Here is a 3,227-nt window from a genome sequence, read left to right as displayed (position 1 = left end):
GCCGGAGCGGCCGGAGCTGCTGGGCTGATCGTGGTCCGCCGAAACGCACGTCGTCGTGCCCGCAACGAGGCATAACCCCCGCAGTCGGCGGCGACGGGGCCCGACTCGCGCGTGCCGTCTCACGATGACACTGTGCGTGTTCTCCTCGCTGGTGACCGGCATCGTCTGGTCGAGCTCGGACTCGTCCGACGACCCGTCGGTCACCGCCGCCCACGGCGGTGACGCCGCGGGCGGCGGCGACCTGCCGACCAAACGGGTCTCGCACGCGGTCCTGGCACGAACCCGACCGTTGCAGATCACCGTGCCCGGCATCTTCATCCAGGCCCCGGTCATTGCTCTCGGGCTCGACAAGAAGGGGCACCTCGGCGCCCCGCCGCTGAGCAAGCCAAGGGTGGTGGGCTGGTACCAGAACGGCCCATCACCCGGCGACGCGGGCACCGCCCTGATCGTCGGCCACCGGGACACCGAAACAGGGCCGGCGATCTTCCTCAACCTCAACGCACTGCACGGGGTGACACGGTGAAGGTCGCCAGGGCCGACCGGCGTACCGCGGTCTTCGCAGTCGATGAGGTCAAGACCTACACGAAGGACGACTTCCCGGACGACAAGGTGTACGGCACCACCGGCCGTCCGGAACTCAGGCTCATGACGTGCGGTGGGAAGTTCAACAAGAAGAGCGGCTACTCGGCCAACGTGGTCGTCTTCGCCCACCTGACGTCATGGAAGAAACAGACGGCCTGAGGGTTGTCAGCGGTATGGGAGCGGCCGGTACCTCGGGGGCGAGGTACCGGCCGTCCGCGTTCACCTCGGCCCGGCCGGTTGGAAACCGCCGGCGATGTTCCGCCCGGCGATGTTTCCCTCCGCCCGGTTGCGAACCGCCCGGCGGACTACGGCGAGGAGGCCGGCGCTGTTTTCGAGGTCCTGATACGCGCATGCAACTCCCGCCCTACGGGCTTGCCTTCGCCTGCACTTCAAGGCCTAGCGTGCGGGCATGCAGACAATCGGAGCAAGGCAGTTGGGTCGTAGCGGCATCGAGATCAGCCCGTTGGGTTTCGGATGCTGAGCCATCGGCGGCGAGTGGGCGGACGCGGCCGGCGCGCCCCTGGGCTGGGGGAAGGTCGACGACGAGGAGTCCGTCGCCGCGGTGCGGCGGGCCGTCGAGCTCGGCGTGACGTTCTTCGACACCGCGGATGTGTACGGGGCCGGGCACAGTGAGCGGGTACTGGGACGGGCCCTGCGAGGACAGCGTGAACAGGTCGTGGTCGGCACGAAATGGGGAACGTCTTCGATGAGGAGCGGCAGGCCCTGATCAGGAGCGACGACAGCGTGGGGTATGCGCGTGAGGCGCTGACGGCTTCCCTGCGACGGCTCGGCACGGACTATGTGGACCTCTGGCAGCTGCACCTCGGCGATGTGGAGCCGGAACGGGCGGCGCTGCTGCGGGAGGCGTGCGAAGGCTTCGTACAGGAAGGGCTGATCCGGGCCTACGGTTGGAGCACGGACGATGCGGAGCGCGCGGAGGTCTTCGCCCGGGGAGCGCACTGCGCCGCCGTGCAGCATGGGCTGAATGTGCTGGTGGACGCGCCGGAGCTGATCGGGCTGTGCGAGCGGGAGGGTCTCGCGAGCATCAATCGTGGGCCGCTCGCCATGGGACTGCTCACGTGGAAGTACGGGCCGGACAGCAGGGCGGCAGGCGGTGACATCCGGACCACGCCGCCGGCCTGGCTCCGCTGGTTCGGTGAGGGCGGGGCGCCGGCGCCCCAGTGGCTGGCGCGGGTCGAAGCCGTACGGGACATCCTCACGGCGGACGGGCGCACACTCACCCAGGGCGCGCTCGGGTGGCTGTGGGCGCGGAGTCCGAGGACCGTACCGATCCCGGGGTTCCGGACCGTTGCCCAGGCGGAGGAGAACGCTGCTGCCATGGCCCGTGGACCACTCGACGCAGGGCAGATGGCGGAGATCGAGAAGCTTCTCCGCTGAGGCGACCCGCCGTCGGCTCCCGTCGCGGCACGGCCCGTGAAGCCCTTCCTGGATGTGGGCCGGAGGTGTCCGCACGCCCGCCCCGGTGGGCGCCGGCCCGGCGCCTCACGTGGACGCGGCCCGGCTTCGCGTGAAGATCACCCGCCGCGTGGCTCCGGATCCACCAGGCGAGCACCCCGCCGAGGACGAGCAGCAGACACATGGCCGCGTTGGTCCTGCGGTAGGCGACGAGGATCGCGGTGAACTCCCGGATCGTCGCGTTGGGCCAGAAGTACGCGGCCGTGGGCGACCCCACCACGTGGCCTCTTATGCGGGTCCGCCGAGCGGTGAGGGCGGCGCGGAAGGCGTGGAAGTTGTTGGTGACGATGACGCAGCGGTAGTCCGGGTTCGCCTTCTCCATGATCGCCTTGCTGAGCCGCAGATTCTCCTCCGTCGTCGTCGAGCGGTCCTCCCGCTCGATCAGTTCGGCGGGAAACCCCCGGGCCGTCAGGAAGTCGGCCATGGCGTGCGACTCGGGCACGTCCTCGTCCGGCCCTGGCCCCCGAAGTGATGAGCACCGGCGCAGTTCCGCGCCTGGCAAGACGCTGGTGGACCGCTTGCGCCCGCCGGAGGCGACTGGCAGGAGCGGTGGCACGGTGGAACCGCCCACAAGGCCCGAGCCGAGCACGACCACGTAGTCGGCCCTGCGCCGCACCCGGAGGCGACCGTAGAGGAACGCGTAGCAGACGAAGCTGAGGAAGAGGAACGAGACGTAGCCGGCCACGCCGCCGACTGCCACCGCCGCCCCGATCAGCACAGGAGTCCGCATGACCACCGCGGTGATCAGCAGTGCGATGACTCCGAGGATGGACAACGCGGCCACCAGCGAGAGCAGGTTGGCCGGACTCCTGCCTTCCTTGCTCGCCATCTGCAGGCCGTTGAGGAACAGGAAGTACATCAGCACCAGGACAGCGAGCGCGCCCAGGGCCGCGAGTGACCAGACGATGATCTGACCCGACGGTGAGTCGGACCTGACCAGTTGGATCAGCCAGGCTGCCAGCCCGCAGAGCACGGCAAGCCCAAGAATCACGGCGTTGCCGAACCTCCTGCGCTCGCGCACCACACGTACACAGAAGACGGCGAGAAGGAGGGCAGCCGGAGCGTAAACCAACATTCGGACAGCGTAAACGTCCTGAACCAGCGCCTCGGCGCGAGCCCCCTTCGGCGCGGGGAGACGGTCTCGTCCGGAAAAGCGCACGGATGCCCGG

3 pseudogenes are annotated in these 3,227 nt (G+C 69.3%); 2 read left to right on the top strand and 1 reads right to left on the bottom strand.

The window, feature by feature from the left end:
• The first annotated feature begins 124 nt into the window (after positions 1-124).
• Both LNW71_RS34995 and LNW71_RS34990 read left to right on the top strand, forming a co-directional pair.
• Positions 125-741, top strand: a pseudogene (locus tag LNW71_RS34995) (class F sortase).
• 250 nt (positions 742-991) lie between these two features.
• Positions 992-1,980, top strand: a pseudogene (locus LNW71_RS34990) (aldo/keto reductase).
• Between the two features lie 256 nt (positions 1,981-2,236).
• On the opposite strand, the pseudogene LNW71_RS34985 reads toward LNW71_RS34990, so the two are convergent.
• Positions 2,237-2,788, bottom strand: a pseudogene (locus LNW71_RS34985) (YdcF family protein); the annotation flags it as partial.
• Positions 2,789-3,227: the final 439 nt, after the last annotated feature.

This window comes from Streptomyces sp. RKAG290 (genome assembly GCF_023701695.1).
Classification (GTDB): domain Bacteria; phylum Actinomycetota; class Actinomycetes; order Streptomycetales; family Streptomycetaceae; genus Streptomyces.
This window is presented reverse-complemented; position numbering and strand designations above follow the sequence as displayed.